Origin of the sequence: Leptospira chreensis (assembly GCF_016919165.1) — a bacterium.
Lineage (GTDB): Bacteria > Spirochaetota > Leptospiria > Leptospirales > Leptospiraceae > Leptospira_A > Leptospira_A chreensis.
Window position 1 is genome coordinate 22,267 of sequence record NZ_JAFFPS010000055.1, and the last position, 21,508, is coordinate 43,774.

Below are 21,508 nucleotides of genomic sequence, written 5' to 3' on the forward strand. Positions count from 1 at the left end.
GATGGATTTTGATTTAATCATAATAGGTGATGGATTATTTGGAAAGTTACTAGCATACTTTGCTACCAAAAACAATACTAAAGTTTGTTTAATCGGAAAACGAAATCTTAAAGTTTTTTCTTCAAGTTATAAATCCGAAGCATTTCTACAATTTTTAGGTAGTGTGAATCCAAACTATATTCATGAATCCATAAAATTCTATCAAAACCTACTACAAAGTAAATTAGAAGGGTTTTCCGTATATACCTATACAAATGGAAAAAAAGAAGCAGAAACTTCAAAAAATGTTTCATTATTTAATGACCCTTTGCTTTCAAAAATAAAATTCGGCGAAGGATATAAACTAAACTCTCATGAGGTTCTACAAATACTAAACCATGAATTAGTTAAACAAAAAATTGTTTATATCAAAGAATTTGAAAATTTAAACGTTACGAAATCAAAAAATAGAAAAAACGTAACCGTTTCTCTATCCAATAAACTTAAGTTTCAAACTAAAAAAATAATATTTGCACTGGGCCCATGGGTTAGTTCTTTATTTACAATTTTTTTAACAAAAAAAATTACAATCTTCGAGTTAAATTCGAAGGAACTGAATAGCGAACCAGGATTACATGTTTGTCCTGAATTAGACAGTTTTATATATATTAATCAATTAGAACCTCCTTTATTGTGTGTTGATATCAAATCTTATATCGAAGCTAACAAAATTCATTTAGACTGCACTGAGCTTAGCATCCAAGAAAATACCTTAGCACTCCAATTAATAAATAAAAATTTTAACTTTTCGAATGATGTATTTAAAAGTATAAAACTTAAATCTATAGGATTCGACTGTTATAACCCTCACTACCAAAACTATCCAATCGATCAGTTAATTTCCATTAACAATAGCACATGCATTTTTTCGGTTCCGCCTATGAACGGAAGTGGCTTTAAATATGCTCCTGCATTATCAAAAAACTTTATTTCAAATATTTTTGAAAATGAAAGTTGGAATGAAACAGAAAAAAATATTGAAGAAGATATAACAATAAACATATGAATATTAAATCCGAAGAAAACTTTAAATTTAATTTAAGACCTATATCAAAATCAGAAATAGCAAAAAAAACCGCCTTATTCGATTTAGAATTAATCAGTAAAGTGAGCGAGGATGTAATATTTTCATTTATACATGATTTTACTAACGCTTTGAAAGAAGAACAAACTTATAAAGTGGTTATCATATCTTGTTATGATCATGATTTTGAACTTATTAATTTTTTTAAAAAAATGAATCTAAATAAAATTTTTGAAATCGACTCCTGGCCAATCGATAAATCTAAGTTTTCGAAGAAAAGTTTCTACTATCTACACTTAGAGGATTATAATTAATATGAAAGATATTGAAATAAGATTCGGCAATCATTCAGACCTAAATGAAATAATAGAAATTTATAACGAATGCATCGATGATGAAAATCCTTCCGTTGCTTATGAAAGTAAATTAGATTCTAATCATCCGCCAGATTGGTTGATAGAAAAAGTAAACAATCAGTCGTTAATTATCGAAAAGTCCAATAATGAAATTAGAGGATTTGCTCATATTGGTGAATTTATATTAGCTCCGGAAATCAGTGAGTTTTGTCAGCTCGGAGTTTATGTGAAGCGTATCCATAGAAAGAGTTTAATTGGAGCTCGATTATTACTTGGGGTTATAAAAGTTGCTTCTTCTTCAGGAAAGGATAAAATATTTTCTTTTGTTTTAGAATCTAACACAGCAAGCCTAAGGGCTACAAAACGTGTTTTGAATTTTCTTGGTGTATTGCCAGCAGTAGCTTTTATTCGTAATGCGCATTGCGGAATTCACATTTTTGAACGAAATCTGAAACAAGGCTTTAATCAGGAAGAAGTTCATTTTTTTGAAAAACATATTAATACATATTTTCATACAGGAGTTTTATAAGTGAAAAAATATATTTGGGCGTCTCTATTCTTTTTTTCGGTATTAGGTCATATTCTATTAGATGGAATTCTGACTGATAGATCAAATTTAATTCCTACAAAAATTATACCTACATTAATCTTAATTGGTTATCTAATTAAAAATAGAATGGATTTGTTATTTGATAATAAATTTCTCTTTTTTTTGGTAACATTGATATTAATTTTGTTTGGTGACATTTGTTTGTTGTTCCCAAAGCTTTTTTCCTTGGGACTAATCTTGTATATTGTCGCACAAGGAATCTATACTTATATATTCCTGAATAGAAATTCCATTTCGATATCTAGTCTCATTGGATTTTTTATTTATGGGATTTTTGCAATTACCTTATTTGTAACTAAAGTAGATAAAGGTTTAGTAATTCCAGTTATTATATATATCTTTGGATTGATGTCTATGGGATACGCGGTCTTTTCAAATAGAGATAAAAAATATTATCTACTGTATATCGGTGCCTTGTTATTTATTTTTTCAGATACCTTGCTTGCTTATATCCGATTAAATCATATCATATCCGCTTTTTGGAATGCAACGATTCTACTTACTTATTTTTCAGCTCAGTTTTGTTTAGTATTCGGATCTTTAAAAAATGAAAATGAATAGTTCGATAAAGGTGGTTTATCTTCCACCACCTTGCGCCAATGGCGACTTACATTTTGGTCATATTGCCGGAGTCTATTTACCAGCAGATATATTCAGTAGAGTGATTGAAAGATTATACCCAAATGCTCGTGTAATTTCAATTGCAGGTTCTGATGAGAATAATACATATGCTTTAAAAAAATCGTTTTTAAATAATCTTTCTTTAACTGATTCTATAGATTTTTATACTAACCGCATTCATAAAAGCCTTGGTTTTCTTAATATTAGAATTGACCAGTTCATTAGGACATCTTCTGAAATCCATTCAAATATTAGTAATGCAATTTTAGAAAAAATAAAAGAGTCGAACAAGGTAACTTTGAATAACAGTTATCAATTGTATTCAGAAAAGGAAAACTCCTATGTATCTGATTCTTTAGCTATTGGAGAATGTTACAAATGTGGAAAACAAACAGATGCTGGTACTTGTGAGAATTGTGGAGAACTGATCCAACATCCTAAATTAATCAATCCGAAGCACTATAAGTTGGAAGAGAAATTAATTTTAAAACCATCGCAATCTTATTCTATAAATTTTAAAAATCAGAGCAATAAACTAGAAAAGATAATTAATAAACAAAATTGGTCTAAAAGAATTAAATCTTTATCAATCCAATGGCTTCGATCTAATCAAATTTCTAATCTAGAAATTACAAAAATATTCAAATTTGGATTAAAAATCAAAAACACATCGGTAAGTGATTTAAGTATTCCTTTGTGGTTCGAAGCTGTGTGGGCATACTATACAGGAATATTTGTATCTTTACGTTTAAACTCTATTGATTTATTTTTCCATACTATTCGTAAGGCTAAGATTGATTTGTATTTTTTTATGGGCCAAGATAACCGATTTCATTTTACAATATCTGATATCTTGGTTAGAAACTTGTTACGATTAAAAAAAGTTCGTTCTACTGTGAATATCCAACCATTCTTTACGATTGGTAAAGAAAAGTTTTCGACGAGCAGAGATAGAGCGATTTTTATAGGAGAAGTCGAATCCTATTTAGATCCCAGTTTTCTTCGATTTTGTTTGTATCACTTCTATTGCTCTAAAAAAACAGATTTCAATTTGAACGTTTATTTTGAAGCGATTAAAGCTTTAAAGAATATAGATGATTTTATTACTAATTTTAAAGTGATAGAGAATTCCCAAAAATTTAATTCAGAAAATTTTAGCAAACTAAGATATATAAAAATATTAAGAGAAGATATTAAATTAAATAATAATAAGACTTTAATTAAAATTTTAAATAAAATTCAAAAACGATTTCTGGATTCAAAAGTAGACTTAGAAAAAATAAATCTCAGTTTTCAGTTCATTTATATTTTGCAATTTGTGATACCGGACAGTAATCAAATTTTAAATTTAAAAAACCTTTTACCCTCCTTGAGGGATTCAGTCAATTTCGTTAAATTATTTAATCGCAAAATATACAAATGAATAAAAACAACTACTTATATTTACTTTCAACAATCTTCGGTTATACAGCCATAGTGATGTTTAATTATTTTGTTATCATTTATTCACATGACCTAACTAAAGCGGATTCGTTAGGTGCATCGTTGTTTCTATTGATACACATCCCGTTTGTTTTGCTTGGTTTGATTACTGGCATCATCATTGATTTTAATTCAAAACGAAAAATATTAATCATAAGTCAGGCTACATATATAATCGGAAATTTGTTTTTTGCTTTTTTGATTTATACAACTGATAACAAGGTTTATATTTCGAATTATTTGTTTTTGTTGTCGATTATTCTTGGCTTCTCCTTTTCATTTTTGCCTGCAACTAGGTTGGCAATTATCGGACAGTTAACAAAGAATGAGTTAAAGGGAAAGATGACGGTTTTTGTGAATTTAAGTTATATTTTTGCATTCGGCTTTGGTCCGCTTTTTGTGGGTTTTATTAAAGAATATTACTTTGATTTTTTGATTCCATTGTTAATTGCATTTTTGTTTCTCATCAGCAATTTTATATTATTTTTTGTGAAATTAATACCTCTTGAAATCAAACAATTTGTTTCAATCAGGAGAGGTATTAATGATTTAATTCAGTATTTGAATCAGAATCGTGAAATCGTATATTTATTAATGTTAGTGCCATTAACAACTTTTCTTTTAGGTCCTTTTCAGATTTTAATTCCTACTTATGGTGAAACTATTTTTAAGTTAGGAGATTCTGTTAAACCAATTTACTTTTTGATTTTGGCAGTTGGTTTAGGATTTGGTGGGTTCTTGCAGTTGGTATTAAAAGATATAAAATTGGTTTATATCATATTCGGCGCATCGATGATTTCTGCTGTTGCAATATTTGTTTTTATGCCAATAGAGGTTTTAACTCTTAATATTTTAATTATTTTTATTTCTTCGGTTTGTTGTAGTGTATCAACAAATTATCTAGTTTCGATGATACAAATGCGAATCAATGAAGAATATCGATCCAGAATTTTGAGTTTGTATTCTATACTTCAACTGGGAGTTTCTGCATTCCTTGGATTAATTGCCGCAAAAGTTTCTGATAAATTTGGGCCTGTGGTAGCATTTCAAAATTTTGGTTTTTTATTGTTTGTGTTTAGTTTATTTATTATTTTGGTATTTAGAATTAGAAACTTCAATCTAGACCTTCGGCTTAAAAAACAAACGCTTTAATTATAAATTTATACAATTAAAGCGTATACGTTTCAGAAAATTAGGAGGGTTTTACTTCCCATCCGTATTCACAATGATCGGCAATCCATCTTTTCCGTTGGGAACAAAGATCAATTTGTTATTAGGATTCTCCATTGCCTTCAATTGAATGTATCTTGGTGTTAAAGATTCAGAAATCATTCTCTGAGCTTTCGCTTGTGCTTCGGCTTCAATCAGAACCGCTTTTGACTTCCCGTCTGCAGTGATCTGTTGGATTTCTGCATCGCGTTTGGCGATATTGATTTCGAACTTCATTTGTTCTTGTTCTTGTTGTTTGGTCAGTTTGCTTTCGATGGCTTTCAAAATCGAAGGACTGTATTCCACATCATCAATGATCACATCATCTATTTCGACATGTTTGTCTTTTAACTTTTCTGCAAGAGACTTTTTGATTTGTGCAGAAACATTCGGTGTCTCTTTAGAGATGGAAACCATGTTATAAGCCGAAAGGATATTTCGGATGGCTGTGCGAAATTGTGGTTTAACTACCTTTTCATAATAGTCCCGACCAATTTCCATTTCCAATTCATAAATTTCGTTTTGAACGGGTCGAATGATGATGGCCGCACTGACCGTAATTGTTAAATCATCTCTTGTCAAAACCTCCACTTTCTCTTGGTGGCTCATCCACTGGACCGAGTAGACATAAACACTATTCCATGGCATGTAAGTTTGGACTCGGGACTCTAAGGGTTTTTGGCTGAGGCCCGAACTATAAGGCCGCCACATAAGCCCCACCTCTCCTGGACTAATGATGGAGATACAAGATGTAAAGAAAAGGCTCACACCCAAAAGGGAAAGGAACTGGAAACTGTTTGGAAAAATGGATCGACGTTTCATAGTTAAACCATTAGACTAAAACCGATGTTACAATTTCTATCCAGTCGATTTTTAATCCAAATTCCTTCCTTTGTCATTTTTTTGCTACTGGTTGGATTCAGTTTTTCCTGTGTGGAAGATGAAACGGTTGTGAAAACTCCTATGAGCCGGGAACTCCGGCTTTTCCAGGCGGTGGAAAAGGGAAACTTAGAATTAGTAAAAGAACTTCTCGCGGAGGGAGTTTCCATCAATGCCAAGGACTCTTTAGGCAATTCCTCCCTAATCAAAGCAGCGGATGAAGAAGAATTGGAGATGGCAAAGTTTCTCATCCAAAAAGGTGCCAATGTCAACCTCCGCAACACCACAGGAGAAACAGCCCTCTACCGCGCGGTGTACCGTGGAAATTTGGATTTGGTTAAAATTCTAGTGGCAGCTGGGGCAGAGACCAAAGTGAAAACAGTGGGTGGGATCAGTGTAGCAGAACTTGCGGAAGAAAGAGGAGAAGAGGGGATTCTAAAGTATCTAGCATCACTTAAATAAGCTGTCCTGAATTATATAATATATGACAATCGAAATACAGGAAAGTCTAAAAGATCAAATCAAACAGAGATTATTTGATCCGCTTATTGGTATAATAATCCTATCAACGATAACTTATAACTGGAAGATAATTGTAATTCTAATAATTGATTCAAGACCAATTATTGATAGAATTAGTTACATAGAGAATTTCTATTTTTCAAATAATACAGCATATTTTTATCATTTTGGGCTTCCCCTTATATTTTCAATAATTTGGTTCCTAATCTATCCATATATAAGACATCTTACATCAATTTACTATACCTGGAACATTCTAAGAACAGAAAAAACGAAGAAGGATATAAACAATAAATTACAATCGATAGAACAACCGTTAATCAGATTTTATCAGCAAATAAAAAATTTAAATTCATCATATATAACAACGAAATGTGAGAGTGCCTAAATTGGAGATTGGATAAATAATGGTGATAAAATAGGAAAACTTGCATATCAAAATTATGAAAAGTCAATTTGGGCTGACGGCATCGTTGTTGAAAAATTTCTTAATGGATACGTATTAGTACAAATATCCGGTGACCTTGCCTGGGAAATAGCGGGAATTACTCTTGGAAAAACACATAGCGGAACACAAGAATATTTCTTAGGGTCAAAACCTGGCAAAATGACTCTAGACAAACTAAATTCAAAAAATGAATCTCAAATAGTTGGAAATTCATATTTGGAATCAGGCAGACAATTATTTAAAATAAATTTACAGGTAATAAGAAATTCCAAAAAGTAGTGTAATTCGTATAGCAACAGTTATGCGTAATGCAAAACCGAAATATTTAAAAATGACAAACAATTTAACAAAAAAATCGCAAACAATAATCGAAAATAAAAATTTCTTATTACTTATATTAAGAAAAATTTCTCATTTTTATGCTTTGGCTACACTACTCTCTTTTATTTTTTATACTATCTTCAAAATATACGATATAACACCGTCAATTTTCTTTATATGTGGGATGATAATTTCAATTACTATTTTAGAATTTGGATATTACATAATGATAATTACAGCAACTAAAACTACTGCAATTTTATTATTTTATTCAAGATCATTAACAATTGGTTTTGTAGCTTCAATTTTATCAAAATCACATAATGATCCTTGCTTCATATTTATTCAGCTTTCTTACGTTTTTATGTTTGTCACATTATATTTCATTTTTAAACTATTAGAAATAAACTTACAAAAACTCTCTATTGTAAAAATAATCATTCCTTATATCTTACTATCATCAATAATTATTCCAATAGCCATAAATCAGTATTTCGTTTTACATTGGGTGATAGTATTTGTTTACTCATTCCCTTATTTAATTATTTTTAGCTTTTATTACAAAGCATCATTAAAATTCAATAGAATTGGAAACGAAAATACACCTGAAGACAAAATGGAAATTTTATTAGCTACTTTATTTATAATCGATTCTATCTCATTTTTCAGAAAAACATTTCTCGGAAAAAATTCAGAAGCAACTAGAAATCCGTATTATATAAATTGAAATATAAGTGAATTACCGGTATTTGCACTACGCTTAACAGCGGCTTACTGCTTCGCTTCGGGACGAGCCCTCGCTTGGGCTGCGCCAAATTGTCCTCCTGTCACTCGTTTGCATCAGCAAACTACGTGCCAGTCCCTAACGTCCCGTTGGGACTCAGGGTCGGACAACTTCGGTAAGTCTAGTTCGTTATACGGTATAGCTGAATACTTTTAACAAAATAAGGGATTTGACAAAATATACCATATTTGATATATTTATACCGTGACCTATAAGATTCAGCTTTTAGAACCTGCTGAGCAATTTCTTGTCAGTTTGGAAAATAAGTTAAAGGCCAAAACTTTCAGAACAATTGAATTATTGAGAGATTTCGGGCCTGAATTAAGAGAACCGTTTTCAAAAAAAATTACAGGTATTAATGGTCTATTCGAATTAAGGGTTAAACAAGGATCTAACATATGTAGATTCTTTTATTTTTTTGAAAAAGAAAAAATTGTGATCATTACTTCAGGCTTCATCAAAAAAGATCAAAAGACTGATAAAGATCAGTTAGATAAAGCGAAAAAATTAATGTATTCTTATAAGGGTGAAAAGCTATGAAAATAAAAACTAAAGATTTTGATTCTCTTTTAAAAAATCAACTTAAAGACAAAAAGTTTAAATCAGAATATGACTCATTATCAAATGAATTTACCCTTGCAAAAGAGATTATTAAATTAAGGAAAAAAAGACATTTAACTCAAAAAGATTTAGCTGAAAAAATCGGAACTTCGCAACCCGCAATTGCTAGAATCGAATCTGGTAATTATAAAAATCTTTCCTTATCTTTCATTAATAGGTTAGCAAAAGCATTAGATGCTGAACCGGTTATACATTTAAAAAGCAAAAGTGCTTAAAATAATCAGGTTGCAGCTAATTTTTACTACAAAGGTACCAAATGAAATTTCCCATTTTTTTAACTCTATGCATTTTAACTGCATGTAGTTCTCTAACAATTATTTCTCCAGGTATTAACTCAAACGATAGATTAAATAAACTTACTAATGTAAAATTCGAGGAAGCTTCTTTTTACGGTTCTAGTTTTTATCAGGCAAATGCATTCTTTATCAATTATCAAAATCTTGAAGATATCCTTAATGATCCAAACAATATTGTAGATAATCTGATTAAAGAAAATTTCGAACTGAATATAAAGGAAAATGATGTTATACTTCTTGCGGAATTCTGTTTTGATAAGGATAAATTTAAATCCAATAGATTCGATTTCGACCAATATAATTTTAAACTAAATAACACAACATTCTCAACAAAGTTAGAAGTCTTTTATCTTTACTCTGCTAAGAAAAAAGGTACTTTGTATGCGATTGAACAACCCTTACTTATATATGATAAACCTCCTAATCAGAAAAATATCATCAAAACTAGTGTAGAGTTTATATCATGCTCTAGGTCGGTTTTAAATTTCAAAAATTTTAAATTATCCGAAGGATCTAACAAATTTGAAATCATTACGCCGAGAAATTCTCAGATCTTTTTCGATTTCCAGATTAAAAATGGGACTTTCCAGATTTTTCAAAACGAAGGTGCCGATTTCAAAATCGAAATAAAACCATACCCTCGCAAATGAAAAACTTCGCATAACAGCGGCAAAAGTTCTATATTCGCTTCATACTACGAATGAATATAGAACTAAAAACCTCTACCTGTTATTGATTCATTTCCACTAAGGTTTCAAAGAGAATCTTTGTTCCCAGTTCCAAATTATCAATCGTCATATTTTCGTTTTTTCCGTGCATACTGTCGACATCTTCGGATTTGAGAACAGCAGGGATGAGTCCGTAAGACTTAATTCCCATTCGTCTCAAATAGGCATTGTCTGTCTTTCCAGGAGATAGGAAAGGAGTCACAGTACTATTGGGAAATTTGTTTATCGATACGGCAGCCAAAGTGCTAAAGAGACGAGTATTGATCGGAGACAGGTTGGTCGATTTGATATCTGTAAATGTCACTTCCGCCTGATATTTTTCAGCAATGGTTTTAATTTTTTTTACAAACTCTTCAATGTCCACTCCAGGCAGAACTCGGATGTCGAGCCTTCCCGAAGCTTCGCCAGCGATCACATTCTCTCCACCTTCACCCTCTGTAGTGCGAAATCCAGTAATGGATTTAGTATTGGTTGTCATTGCCGTTAGATGGCGATTTCCTCGAATCGTTCCATGGAGAAGAGGTTTGATCAAAGGATTTCTTGCATTTTTCAAAAAAAATGATTTAGGAAAGGAACTGATGGTTCCTAACTGATAGAAGAAGGCATCGGTTTCTTCTGTTATGCGAATATCGGATTCCAATTCCCGAACTTCATTGAAGAATTGGATTAAGGATAGGGCCGGATACTGGTTGGGAGGAGTGGATCCATGCCCACTAGTTCCTGTGATTTTTGCCCGTAACCAAATGTTTCCTTTTTCTGCATATTGGATATTGAAGATTGTGGAACCTGGAATTGCAATGTCTCTTGTTGCCACTCCTCCTTCATTGAGAGCATATTCATAACCTTCGAATAAATGTTTATGGTTGGTTGATATATACCTACCACCTAACGCAGAACCGGATTCTTCATCCGCAAGTCCCAGATACATGATTTTTCTCGTTCTTGGAATTCCGGAACGTTTGATTTCCAGAAAGGCAAGTAATTCCATTACGGCCATTCCTTTCATGTCAATCGCACCTCGTCCCCAAACGCGACCCTCACTCACGGATCCAGATAGTGGGTTTATTTTCCATTCTTTCGGATCGAATTCGACTGTATCTAAATGGTTAGCAAGGATGATCCCTGGTTCTGGATTGGGAACTGTTGGTTGTAACTCTGCTATTAAGTTGGGTCTTGTGGGATATTTGGGATCAAAGACAAGTCTTGAAGGAATTCCTTCTTTTGTGAGAACGGCTTGGATGTATTTGGCAACTTGGATTTCGTTACTACGAACGGAAGGGATTTTTAAAAGGTCAGATAGAAGTTTGACTGATTCGGTTCTGCGAGCTTCCCAATTCACTTTGGGATAGGATTGTTTTAGCTCTGCATACTTTACTTTTTGACCAAAGGAACATTGTAAGTTGAATATCGTAATGATAAAAATCCAAATGAAAAACTTCATAAAAATGAATCTCCCTCTTCTTCCGAAGAAAGAGAATCATGGATTTCAAAACTTGAAAGAAAAATCTATGTTAGTTTTTTGAATTAATAGAAACGAAGTAAATCTTCTGACGATTCTCTAGGAGTGTGGTAACGATTCAGTTCCGAATCCGGTTTTGGATATCCAATACTCAACCCTAAAATCACTTTATCTTCTTCTGGCAACCCGAGAGATTTTCGTACCACATCAGGAAAAGAACCAAGAGCAGCCTGAGCACAAGTTCCTAAACCTTCTTCCCTTGCCAGTAATAGAACTGATTGGAGAAAACAACCCATGTCTATTCCTACATAATAGTTCAGTTCAAACTTGGTTGTTATGAAAATTGCTGTAGGGGCTCCAAAGAAAGCAAAGTTACGTAACATAAACTCGTTTCTCGCATCTTTATCCTTTCTTTCAATTCCTGCCGCTTCATAGATTTTCATTCCCAAATCAAACATTCTTCTTTTGGCATCGCTTGGATACGATTCTGGCCAACTGGTTTCTGGCCTTGGGGGAGACTGGCGTGCAGCTTCGATTAGTTCTTTAGACAATTCCTCTCGTTTGTTTCCATTCACAATATGCACTTTCCAAGGTTGGGAATTTTTCCAACTAGGGGTGCGTAATGCTTTGCTAAATATCCTTTGTAAAATTTCATCTGGGATGGGTTTGGAAAGGTATTCTCGGATACTATGTCTAGTTTCCAAGGCTTCCGAAACAGAGGCCGCGGTGGTATGGAACGAAATCAATTCAGTATTCATTTGGATCTCCCTATGTCTAAACATACATACCAGTCGGTATGTTTTTGCAAGAACAATTCATACATACCGGTTGGTATATTGTTTGATTTGTTTCAGTTTCTGTGAATTTTGGGGAGAATATGAAAAAAGAACCCACTCGCGTACGCCTCTTACAAGTCAGTCGCCAGCTCTTTTTGAAACAAGGGTATTCGGGGACGGGACTGAATCAAATTGTAGAGGAAGCAAAAACAGTCAAAGCAAGCCTCTATCAACATTTTGCTTCTAAGGAAATGTTGGGAAAAGAAGTGATTCGAATGTATTCGGATGAAAATTTAACACTTCTTAAATCCTTAATGAAACGAAATCCAAAGCCTTTGGAATTTGTTAAGGCTTGGGTTCGGATCCTTTCCCGGGAGGCTAGGTTATCCCAACTTTTCGGATGCGGAATGGCAAACTTTCGAGCACAAATTGCACCGGATGAATTGGAAATCCAGAAAGAAATTGAGGAAATTGCCAATCGGACCATCGATTTGTTGGCAGAGTATCTAGAAGGAACCAAAGAAAATGGTTACTTAAATTCTAAAGGGGATTGTCGTTTACTCGCCAAACATTTATTTTTTGTCTATGAAGGGGTTTTGCAAGGATATCGTCTGCTTGATGACAAAAAGTCATTGGACGAATTATATCGAATTGCAGAAAGTTTGATCCCCGCCCCTAAATGAAATACACCCAATCCCTTTTACTGATTTTATGTTTTCTCTGGTTCAGGCCTACCTTCGCGGATGGAAACATAGAAGTTGTTTTTCAAATTGTAAAATCTAATTCCGGAAAACCAGTAACCAATGCCGTAGTCATATCTAAAAAGGGAAAAACGAGTGCAATCTCCAATGAAGAGGGGATCGCCAAACTTCGATTTCCCGAACCTGGATACTATGAAATCAAAGTATCCACCGCCGATAGAACCGAATCTGTTTTTCGAGAGGTTCGTTTCAAAGGGCAAGTGATTTTGGTTACGATTTCGGAAGCCAACCTTTCGGGAATTTTAGTAAGCGGGGAAAGAGATAAAACTCCACTTTCACGGTACGGACTTGTCCAAGATGAAATCAAACGCCTCCCCGGCGTGTCTGGTGATTCCCTGAAAGCTTTGCAAACCATTCCCGGTGTGGTGATCGGTGCGCCTGTGGGAATTTTGCCGTCGGTATTTACAAACATTGGAACGAATTTACTCACAGGAAATCCATATTCCAATAGTGAAAGGGGTGACCTATCACTGCGTGGTGGTGGAACAAGGCAAAACCAATACTACTTTGATGGATTCCCCCTTCCTTATCCCTTCCATTTGGGAAACCAGTCTTCTGTATTAAATAATAATTTAATCAAATCCTTTGATGTATTTACGGGAGCATTTCCAGCTAAATATGGTTATGCGACTGGAGGAATCATCGCCATTGAAGGAACAGATCGAGTGGATGAAAACAAAACAATCATCAATACGAATTTGTTTTTATCCGATATTTATAACCAAAGTAAAATTCTTCCAGGGCTTGCCATGATCAGTTCTGGAAGAAAAAACTATCCCAACTTAGTTCTATTACAAGCCTATCCGCAAGGAATTCCAGAAGACGCCAAGTACGCAGAATACCATGACTACCAATGGAAACTGATTTGGGATATCAATTCGGAACATAGGCTTTCCATCCAAACCTTTGGAACCAGAGACAGGCAAGCCTATACCAAAGCCCAAGCCGATTTGGAAAGGGGAGGGGAAGACCCGCGTCCTCCCACGGGCCTCGATCGTATGTTTCGCACCGATGCCATTCGTTATATTTGGAAGGGAAAAACATTTCGAAACACTATATCTTATTCTCGCACATCGTTTAATGAATTCTTTGAACTCAGGTTTACCAATCCACTCACTGCCGAAAATATTTTTGGATTACAGAACCGAACTGCTGATTCCATTACTTATGTTCACAATGCTTTTGAATGGGAACTTTGGGAGGAACATCTCAAACTAGAAGCTGGGGTACAAGGCCGGTTTCGAGAGACCACACTAAAGGGCGAAAATATTTCTTCTTACAACCGGTTGTTTTACAATGTATTCAACGATCTTTTGAATTCCAATGCGGCCTTCCGATCTGTGATTGATGGGGACCGCATTCGATACCGAGAAAAATCAGCCTACGCAGAACTCCCGTTTAAATATTCTGGCTTTCGCCTAACACCGGGTGCACGGGTTGATAATTATTCTGGTAGTAATGAAACCAATTTGGCTCCCCGGATCACTGGCGGTTATCTTTTTGAATCCACAAAAACAGGAATTATGGCAGGGCATGGAATCCATTACAATGCTCCTGTTTCCGTGGAAGCCCTCTCTGCCAAATCAGGAAATCCCAATCTTTTTATGGAAAGGTCCGAACACAATTCCATTGGAATCAGTCAGGAGTTTGCCAACTTTTGGCAGATTAAAATCGAAGGCTTTCGTAATATCTTTCAAAACATTATTGTTCCCGATACGTATATTGTAGATCCTTATGCTTTGAATAATGACACTCGGATTTTTGTGAATGAAACGGCCAAGGTCCTTGCCAATCCTGTCACACCGAAAAATTTAAATTATTCCAACGCAGGGTATGGTCATTCGGAAGGGATAGAAATCTTTATTAAAAAAACAAAAGATCCTAGAGAACAATCCGGGTTATTTGGTTGGATCTCTTATACCAATTCCATCACCAAACGAATCAATAACCAATCTCGGTTGAACAGTGATGAAACGAGAAACAGAACCTTACTTAATAATTCTAGAACCCTCCTGGCGCAAGCAAAGATGGGAACAAACTATATCAATTATTATGATGATAACAACTTGGAAGTGATCTACAATAATGATAAAGAACAATTATATGATTTAGATAGAACTCATATTCTCAATATTGTATTTGGTTATAAATTCAATCAGGAATGGATGGTGGGGGGAAGGTTTCGATATTTTTCAGGAACTCCTTACACTCCCATTACAAGCGCTACACGAGCAAACCAAGCAGCCACTTTTGGACTCAACTTATACTTTCCGAACTATTCTGGAAATTATAATAGTGATCGGTTTTTACCCTTTCATCAATTTGATTTGCGTATTGATCGAATCGAAAATTATTCTTGGGGTTATATCAATACGTACATTGAATTTGTGAATTTTTATGGCCGTCGCAACCAAGCAGGATTTGAATTTGATAACACAAAAAATTATCAGAGAAACCAAAATCCAGCACCGACGTATGACACGGTCAATTCACCCTTCATCATTTCGCAAACACCGAATGGAAAAATGGCAATCATTCCTCTTATCAATATTGGTATGGAGGTGCGGTTTTGAAAAAGCTTCTTCTATATTTGTTTTGTTTTAGTATGGTTCTTTTTTTTACTTCCTGTTTTGAAAGTGGGGAGGATGTGAAAAAGGAAGAAGATAACAAACAAACTTTGTACCTAAGCACTTTGTATTGGGTTCGCCAATCTGGCAATTGTATCAAAACCAATACTTCCTTATCCGCAAACAATCAATTCTGTAGCAGAAGGCCTTTGGGAATTTGTACTGTGAACCAACTCATCCTCACCCAACAAGAATTGAATGTCCAATTGAATGAAATGAGAACCATCCAATCAAGAACAGCCGATTGCCAAGATTCCATCCTTCAATCAGGAATTTTGATTTTGAAAGCAACGACCACAACCGAAACAGATACACTAAAATCGAAATTTACATTTCGAGTAGCCGAATCTTGTGAATTAGAAGGATTCCAAGTTGCAAGTGGAGCACGGTTTGCGGATTTTTCAGAGATCCAATGGTTAGAATCGGTTCGTGGAAAAATTGCCAAAGCTGCAAAATCTATTGCTGCGAATACTTTTTTACCACTAGCCAATCGTGATCGAGCTAACAGCTGTTTGAACTTGGAATTTAAAGATTGGGAAAAGGATTTAGCCCAAGGAAATAATGAAAATAAAATCCTGGTCGAAATCGTTCATCCTTAAACTCAAAATCCGCTTTCCTTAACCTCGGCATCTTACATTTTGTCTTTAATCCAAAGGAAATTCAATTATTATGACTTTGAATCGATACAGCCGCACTCTTACCCAAGACGAATCCCTTCCCGCTTCCCAAGCCATGATCATTGGTTCTGGAGTTCCGTATGAAGATTTAAATAAACCTTTCATCGGAATTGGAAGTACAGGATTCGATGGAAATCCTTGTAACATGCACCTAACCACTCTTTCTGCTCTGCAAAAGAAAAGTGTTTTAGATACAAAGGAAATGGTTGGTTTACTCTTTAATACGATTGGTGTGAGTGATGGGATCACTAACGGAAACGATGGGATGCGTTATTCCTTACCTTCCCGCGAAATCATTGCCGATTCCATTGAAACGATTGCCGGTGCTCATTATTACGACGGACTTCTTTTTACTGCTGGTTGTGATAAAAATATGCCAGGGGCCATCATGGCAATGGCAAGACTCAATCGGCCTTCTATCATGGTCTATGGCGGAACCATCAATGGTGGAAACTACAAAGGCGAAAAACTAAATATTGTTTCTGCCTTTGAAGCGTACGGAAAAAAAATTAACGGTAAAATCACCGAAGATGATTTTAAAGAAGTGATAAAAAATTCCTGCCCTGGCCCTGGAGCCTGTGGGGGAATGTATACCGCAAACACAATGGCAACAGCCATCGAAGTGATGGGGATGAGTTTGCCTTATAGTTCTTCTTCTCCTGCCCGCAGTGAAGAAAAAAAGAAAGAATGTATGAATATTGGAAAGTATATGTACAATCTTTTAGAAAAGGACATCAAACCTTCTGACATCATCACTCCCACATCCATTCTGAATGCCCTTCGTGTGGTGACGATTCTTGGTGGTTCTACAAATGCAGCTCTCCATATGATTGCCATTGCAAGAACTATGGGAATCCCACTCGACTTAGAACAAATTCAAAAAGTAACCGATACAACGCCGCTTCTTGCAGATATGAAACCAAGTGGAAAGTATCTGATGGAAGACCTATTTGCCATCGGCGGAACACCTGCAATCATGAAATTCATGTTACGCGAAGGTTTGATTGACGGATCTTGTTTGACAGTCACTGGAAAAACCATTGCAGAAAACCTGGAAGGTCTTCCCGACCTTCCGAAAGACCAAGACCTACTTCGCCCTGTCAGTAACCCGATTAAAAAAGAAGGTCATATCCAAGTTCTCTACGGCAATATCGCCAAAAAAGGGGCAGTGGCAAAAATCACAGGCCACGAAGGTGAAATGTTTGAAGGAAAGGCCATCTGTTTTGATTCCGAAGTGGAAGCTAACACTGGCATTCGCGATGGGAAAGTCAAACCAGGCCATGTGGTGGTAATTCGTTATGTAGGTCCAAAGGGTGGACCGGGAATGCCGGAGATGTTAAAACCCACTTCTGCTATCATTGGAGCAGGGCTTGGGGACAATGTAGCTCTCATTACCGATGGTCGGTTTTCTGGGGGAAGTCACGGTTTTGTTGTGGGTCATATCACACCGGAAGCGATGGAAGGGGGGGAGTTGGCCTTTGTGAAAGATGGAGATGTGATTCTCATTGATTCCCGTACAAACCAACTGGAACTCAAAATCTCCGCAGAAGAATTGGAAAAACGTAGAGCGGCTTGGGTGAAACCACCTTACCGCATTACCTCTGGATATCTTTGGAAGTACATCCAGATGGTGAAAGATGCAAGTACTGGTTGCCTAACAGACCGTTAGGCGTTCCAAGGAAATTCCTACTTGTTTAAGTAGGAATTTCTTCTTTGCCGTCCGCATGTCTGGCAAACCTTCCTTTGCCAACATGAACCGGATCATAAGAATCCCAAGGCCAACCACCGAACTGCGTTTTTCGATAGTCATCAAACGCTTGTTGGATCTCTTCTTGTTTGTTCATCACAAAGGGCCCATACTGCACCACAGGTTCTGCAATGGGTTTTCCTTCTAAAATCAAGATTCGACCCGGCTCCGTTCCATTTTTCAATGTCACTTCGACTTCGGATTCGAGATTGTACATATGTTTGCCAGGAACAACGACATCATCCAAAACAAGCCCTTCGCCTCGGAAGTAATAAAGGTTTCTGTTATTTCCTTTGGCACTTCCTGGAATCACAAAACTGACTTCAGGATCTAAATCTAAAATATAAATTCCCACATCGTTTTTAGGATCACCTGCCCAGGAATCTGGTGGAGGGTCCAATGGTTTTTCGCCAAACAAAGATCCTGCGACCGTTTTGATTTTTACTTTTTTACCATTGGAATCGCTTAGGAGTTTTACAGGAATGTCTTCGTTCCAAAACATTTTGAAATGTGGATCGACAAATTTATTTTTTGCCGGTAGGTTCAACCAAATTTGAAAGAGCTCTAAAGTATTATCTTCTGATTCATTCACCAAAGGAAACATTTCGGAATGTTGGATTCCCGCACCAGCTGTCATCCACTGCACATCACCATCTCCATACCTTCCCGCAGCACCTTGGGAATCGGCATGATCAATGAGTCCTCTTTGGACGACAGTAACGGTTTCAAATCCGCGGTGGGGGTGGCCAGGAAAGCCGGGAATGGTTTCGCCGTGGTACATCCGCCATCCATCTTTGCCCGCAAAGTCTTGGCCAATTTGCCTTCCTTGGAGTGAGGAAGATTCCGGGCCAAAATTTCCATTTCCCTTGGGATAAAAATCTTCATGGTGGACACAAAACAAAAACGGGTCCGATGTAGGCCATTGGAAGTCGAGTTTTTGGGCGTATAGAATTGATTTGTGTTTCATGTAAAAATCCTGTCTTTGCGATACCTGTCGCTACTTATAAGACAGTGGATTGGAATCAAAAGTTTTTTACAATAGAAACATTCATCCCGAAAGAGCCGAATTGTTTAGAACTTTGGGAGGGATTGAGGATTTGCGCAGAACTCAGATCCACTGGTGTTTTATCTGATCCTACATTGAATCCACTCACACCAGATACACTGAAGGAAGAAATTTGATAGAGCCCTCCGTACTTCAAACCTAAGGATTCAAAAATTTTCCAAACAAAACCCATCTCCAATACGAATGTGGCTCCACCAAGTCCCCTTGACAGACCTTCTTTCGATTGGATAAAAGTGAAATCTGTTTTAGAAACGGGTGTACTAAAAACCAGTTGTTGGTTCGAATCCAAGGAACCAATCGATGAAGTTTCTAATCCATAGGAGGAAAGTTTCAAACGACCGGCAAAGACGGTGACGTCAGCCATCATATATAAGTTCAGCCAATCTAACAGAGAAAAAACAAACCCATAATTCATTCCATAGTTTTTTGTTCTGAACTCTACAGTGCCGGTGTAGAGCCCGTATCCTTCTGTTAGGGTTTGATCCCCCGTTCTTAAAAAAGGAAATTTTAATTGGAGGGATTGGAATGGACCTTTGGAAGATAACTCTGAATAGTTGAAACTGAGTTCATAAGAATCAGTATTGGTTAAATAGTTTAAGGGACCGACACCAATTTTGAATCCCACTTCATTGATTCCCGAATGGATACGGTCATTTACATAAAGTCCGTTCGTACTAAAGCTGGTTCGAGTATCGTAGTATTGCTCTCCCTTTGCATAAACAAATCCTATAAAAAAAACATCTGAAAACTGGTGAGAGTATTTGATACGAGGTGAAATTGTAGATTTTGGCCTTGATTCTGAATTTTCGGTAATGATACCCGGTGGGTTTAGGTTATTGGCAGAGTTACTATTAACAAAACTAGATGAGAGCCGGGCTGAATTTAAGAGATTAGAAATAGACTGAGGCCCACCTTCCGATGGAGTTTGTGCCAACTCACCAGCAAACTCCAAAACTTTTAATCCAGATCCAAAGATAGAAGAGGACTTAGATTGTTTCTCGTTTTTGGGTGTAGAAGGTTCGGTTTCATTTTCTGCAAACACTGGCAAAACGAGTAGTGTAAAAACTAGAAAAAAATTTCTGCAGAATGTTTTCATGATAGGGAGCATTATCTTTTTCTAGAATGAATATGGTTTTAAAGATTTTTCGTGTTTTGTGCTAGTTGAAAGAAAAATGTGGAACCAAAACCAGATTTACTTTCTACCCAAATGGTTCCATGATGTTGTTCCAAAAATTCCTTACAAAGAATGAGACCAAGACCAGTGCCTGATTCTCGTCCGGTGCCGAGAGTTGAGGTTTTTTGATCCAATCGAAATAGATTTTCTATCTGTTCTTTTTGCATTCCCACTCCTTCATCTTTCACAAAGAAGGTAGTTTCGTTTCGTATCGTTTTTTGTTCCGATGGTAAAACCCCAATCGTAATTACTTTTTGCGCATTGCTGAATTTGATAGCATTGGAAATTAAATTGCGGATAACCGTTTCAATCATAAATGAATCCGCAACAATTTCTAATGGTTTGGGAATTTGATTGGAGATGGTCAGATTTTTTTTGTTAGCAGAAAGAGTCAAAAGTCCAATCACTCGTTGTGTTAATTCATAAAAATCAATAGGGACCGGATGGAATTGAATCGCCCCTGTTTGGGAGCGAGACCAGTCCAACAGGTTTTCTAACAAAGAAAAAACCAAGTCAGAGGACTCTTCCAACATCTTTAAATAAGTGGATCTTTCTGCATCAGTGAAAGAAGAATCTTTTTCATTGAGGATCTTTGTAAACTCTCGTTGGGTTCCTAATGGGCCACGTAAGTCATGGGCAATGATAGAAAAAAATTTATCTTTGGTGCTGTTCATTTCCGCTAAACGAATCGCAGATTTTTTCAATTTGTCTTCTGAAAGTTTTCGTTCTGTGATGTTATGAACAATGGCACAATTGTATTGTTTGCCGTTGTACTCCACCAAATTGACAGTGACTTCGATGGGGAAAGAGGTTCCGTCCTTTCGTTTATTAACTGTTTCAATAGAGAAGGACTTACGATCTAAAATTTCTTGCCAATGGGCATTCCAACGTTCGACAGTGAACAAAGGGTCTACTTCAAACATTTTCATCGAAAGCAATTCTTCTTTTGTATAACCATAGTTTTTGCAAGCGGCATCATTTACAAAAACATAATTCCCATATTCATCTGTCCAAAAAATCGCATCTGAGATGGTATCAATTGAATACTTCGTAAATTGTAATTCATGAATAAGGTGTGAATGGTGTATCACCTTATCTTCCAATGTTTGCCGTAACAATTGGTTTTCATTTTCTAAACGTTTTAGATCTGCCAAAAGGGCTTCATATGTCTTAGGTAGTAGAGACATGGATTATTGGTAGAATACAAATTTTGAAATAAATTGCCAAGAACTAAGTGAGCGCATTTCTTTATTTACTTTCGCCGGAATCGGACTTGACTGC

General features: G+C 35.8%; 21 protein-coding genes. 15 read left to right on the forward strand and 6 right to left on the reverse strand.

What is annotated here, in order from left to right:
- Nucleotide 1: 1 nt before the first annotated feature.
- From JWG41_RS14630 to JWG41_RS14655, 6 genes are read left to right on the forward strand one after another with little or no spacing between them, the layout of a single operon-like run.
- Complete coding sequence (locus JWG41_RS14630) at nucleotides 2-1,045, forward strand: hypothetical protein (protein ID WP_205270673.1); 1,044 nt, start codon at nucleotides 2-4, stop codon at nucleotides 1,043-1,045.
- Nucleotides 1,042-1,377: a hypothetical protein gene (locus tag JWG41_RS14635; protein WP_205270674.1), complete on the forward strand. Its 336-nt coding sequence runs from the start codon at nucleotides 1,042-1,044 to the stop codon at nucleotides 1,375-1,377. The genes JWG41_RS14630 and JWG41_RS14635 overlap by 4 nt, the downstream gene beginning before the upstream one ends.
- 1 nt (nucleotide 1,378) lies before the next feature.
- Nucleotides 1,379-1,948 carry a GNAT family N-acetyltransferase gene (locus JWG41_RS14640; RefSeq protein WP_205270675.1) on the forward strand — a complete coding sequence of 190 codons (570 nt, stop codon included), beginning with the start codon at nucleotides 1,379-1,381 and terminating at the stop codon, nucleotides 1,946-1,948.
- The gene (locus JWG41_RS14645) at nucleotides 1,949-2,590 is read left to right on the forward strand and encodes a lysoplasmalogenase family protein (RefSeq protein WP_205270676.1); all 642 of its coding nucleotides are present in this window, start codon (nucleotides 1,949-1,951) and stop codon (nucleotides 2,588-2,590) included.
- On the forward strand, nucleotides 2,583-4,073 hold the full coding sequence (locus JWG41_RS14650; protein WP_205270677.1) for a class I tRNA ligase family protein: 1,491 nt from the start codon (nucleotides 2,583-2,585) through the stop codon (nucleotides 4,071-4,073). Before JWG41_RS14645 ends, JWG41_RS14650 begins: the two co-directional genes overlap by 8 nt.
- Nucleotides 4,070-5,284: an MFS transporter gene (locus JWG41_RS14655; protein WP_205270678.1), complete on the forward strand. Its 1,215-nt coding sequence runs from the start codon at nucleotides 4,070-4,072 to the stop codon at nucleotides 5,282-5,284. Before JWG41_RS14650 ends, JWG41_RS14655 begins: the two co-directional genes overlap by 4 nt.
- Before the next feature lie 51 nt (nucleotides 5,285-5,335).
- On the opposite strand, the gene JWG41_RS14660 is transcribed toward JWG41_RS14655, so the two are convergent.
- Complete coding sequence (locus JWG41_RS14660; RefSeq protein WP_205270679.1) at nucleotides 5,336-6,163, reverse strand: prohibitin family protein; 828 nt, start codon at nucleotides 6,161-6,163, stop codon at nucleotides 5,336-5,338.
- Nucleotides 6,164-6,187: 24 nt separating this feature from the next.
- Here JWG41_RS14660 and JWG41_RS14665 point away from each other — a divergent pair, with 24 nt between their 5' ends.
- From JWG41_RS14665 to JWG41_RS14685, 5 genes are all read left to right on the forward strand, one after another.
- Complete coding sequence (locus JWG41_RS14665) at nucleotides 6,188-6,682, forward strand: ankyrin repeat domain-containing protein (protein WP_205270680.1); 495 nt, start codon at nucleotides 6,188-6,190, stop codon at nucleotides 6,680-6,682.
- A gap of 809 nt (nucleotides 6,683-7,491) precedes the next feature.
- Nucleotides 7,492-8,238: a hypothetical protein gene (locus JWG41_RS14670; RefSeq protein ID WP_205270681.1), complete on the forward strand. Its 747-nt coding sequence runs from the start codon at nucleotides 7,492-7,494 to the stop codon at nucleotides 8,236-8,238.
- 261 nt (nucleotides 8,239-8,499) lie between these two features.
- Nucleotides 8,500-8,835 (forward strand): type II toxin-antitoxin system RelE/ParE family toxin, encoded by a 336-nt coding sequence (locus tag JWG41_RS14675; RefSeq protein ID WP_205270682.1) that lies wholly within the window; start codon nucleotides 8,500-8,502, stop codon nucleotides 8,833-8,835.
- Complete coding sequence (locus JWG41_RS14680; RefSeq protein WP_205270683.1) at nucleotides 8,832-9,131, forward strand: helix-turn-helix domain-containing protein; 300 nt, start codon at nucleotides 8,832-8,834, stop codon at nucleotides 9,129-9,131. Before JWG41_RS14675 ends, JWG41_RS14680 begins: the two co-directional genes overlap by 4 nt.
- A 41-nt stretch (nucleotides 9,132-9,172) precedes the next feature.
- Nucleotides 9,173-9,862, forward strand: a complete 690-nt coding sequence (locus tag JWG41_RS14685) for a hypothetical protein (RefSeq protein ID WP_205270684.1) — start codon at nucleotides 9,173-9,175, stop codon at nucleotides 9,860-9,862.
- A gap of 79 nt (nucleotides 9,863-9,941) precedes the next feature.
- On the opposite strand, the gene JWG41_RS14690 is transcribed toward JWG41_RS14685, so the two are convergent.
- A complete protein-coding gene (locus JWG41_RS14690; RefSeq protein WP_205270685.1) occupies nucleotides 9,942-11,381 on the reverse strand; it encodes a M20/M25/M40 family metallo-hydrolase in 1,440 nt (479 codons plus the stop codon).
- 83 nt (nucleotides 11,382-11,464) lie between these two features.
- Nucleotides 11,465-12,157, reverse strand: coding sequence for a nitroreductase (locus JWG41_RS14695; RefSeq protein WP_205270686.1), 693 nt, complete (start codon nucleotides 12,155-12,157; stop codon nucleotides 11,465-11,467).
- Nucleotides 12,158-12,276: 119 nt separating this feature from the next.
- Here JWG41_RS14695 and JWG41_RS14700 point away from each other — a divergent pair, with 119 nt between their 5' ends.
- The 4 genes from JWG41_RS14700 to ilvD all read left to right on the forward strand — a co-directional run bounded on the left by JWG41_RS14700 (nucleotide 12,277) and on the right by ilvD (nucleotide 17,909).
- Nucleotides 12,277-12,858, forward strand: a complete 582-nt coding sequence (locus tag JWG41_RS14700; protein WP_205270687.1) for a TetR/AcrR family transcriptional regulator — start codon at nucleotides 12,277-12,279, stop codon at nucleotides 12,856-12,858.
- Nucleotides 12,855-15,509, forward strand: a complete 2,655-nt coding sequence (locus JWG41_RS14705) for a TonB-dependent receptor plug domain-containing protein (protein ID WP_205270688.1) — start codon at nucleotides 12,855-12,857, stop codon at nucleotides 15,507-15,509. Before JWG41_RS14700 ends, JWG41_RS14705 begins: the two co-directional genes overlap by 4 nt.
- Nucleotides 15,510-15,541: 32 nt before the next feature.
- A complete protein-coding gene (locus JWG41_RS14710) occupies nucleotides 15,542-16,162 on the forward strand; it encodes a hypothetical protein (protein WP_205270739.1) in 621 nt (206 codons plus the stop codon).
- Between the two features lie 70 nt (nucleotides 16,163-16,232).
- A complete protein-coding gene (gene ilvD / locus JWG41_RS14715) occupies nucleotides 16,233-17,909 on the forward strand; it encodes a dihydroxy-acid dehydratase (RefSeq protein WP_205270689.1) in 1,677 nt (558 codons plus the stop codon).
- Between the two features lie 25 nt (nucleotides 17,910-17,934).
- Here ilvD and JWG41_RS14720 read toward each other — a convergent pair whose 3' ends face one another.
- From JWG41_RS14720 to JWG41_RS14730, 3 genes are read right to left on the reverse strand one after another with little or no spacing between them, the layout of a single operon-like run.
- Nucleotides 17,935-18,954 carry a pirin family protein gene (locus JWG41_RS14720; RefSeq protein WP_205270690.1) on the reverse strand — a complete coding sequence of 340 codons (1,020 nt, stop codon included), beginning with the start codon at nucleotides 18,952-18,954 and terminating at the stop codon, nucleotides 17,935-17,937.
- A 55-nt stretch (nucleotides 18,955-19,009) separates the two neighbouring features.
- Entirely contained in the window at nucleotides 19,010-20,149 is a 1,140-nt protein-coding gene (locus tag JWG41_RS14725) for a hypothetical protein (protein WP_205270691.1), read from the reverse strand.
- Nucleotides 20,150-20,187: 38 nt separating this feature from the next.
- A complete protein-coding gene (locus JWG41_RS14730) occupies nucleotides 20,188-21,414 on the reverse strand; it encodes a PAS domain-containing sensor histidine kinase (RefSeq protein WP_205270692.1) in 1,227 nt (408 codons plus the stop codon).
- Between the last annotated feature and the right edge of the window lie 94 nt (nucleotides 21,415-21,508).